Source organism: Brucella tritici, assembly GCF_008932295.1.
Classification (GTDB): Bacteria; Pseudomonadota; Alphaproteobacteria; order Rhizobiales; family Rhizobiaceae; genus Brucella; species Brucella tritici.
Window position 1 is genome coordinate 1 of record NZ_WBWA01000095.1, and the last position, 589, is coordinate 589.

The window sequence follows — 589 nt, forward strand, 5'->3', positions numbered from 1 at the left end:
ACGCGGCATTGCTGTGGATCATGCGACCTTGAACCGATGGGTTGTCCGGTACTCACCGCTGATCGCTGCCCAGGCGCAATCGCGCAAGCGACCCACGGCCCGTTCCTGGCGTGTTGACGAGACCTATATCAAGGTTCGTGGTCAATGGACCTATCTGTACCGAGCCGTTGACCGAGATGGCCAAACACTGGATTTCATGCTCTCCGAACGCCGGAATCTGGCTGCAGCACGGCGTTTCTTCAAGAAAGCCATCGCAGCCAACGGTGTTCCAGACAAAATTGTCATTGATAAAAGCGGAGCCAATCTGGCCGGAGCACAAGCTGTAAACACAATCCTGAAAATCACCGGTCACAGCAAAATGATTGAAATCCTGCAGGTTAAATATCTCAACAACATCCTTGAGCAGGATCACCGGTTTATCAAGCGAATTACCAAACCGATGATGGGCTTTAAGGCGTTTCATTCAGCCGCAGCGACAATCGCGGGCATAGAAGTGGCACATATGATCCGCAAGAACCAATTTGCCAATGACAACCGCTCGCCATTCGAGGTCTTTGCGGAGCTCGCAGCATAATTGCGTCTGAAGATC

At 52.0% G+C, this 589-nt stretch carries 1 protein-coding gene; it reads left to right on the top strand.

The features are described 5' to 3' along the window. Positions 1–574 (top strand): IS6 family transposase (locus F9K91_RS25595; RefSeq protein WP_151679082.1); only part of this gene is annotated, 574 nt, incomplete at its 5' end. Positions 575–589: the final 15 nt, after the last annotated feature.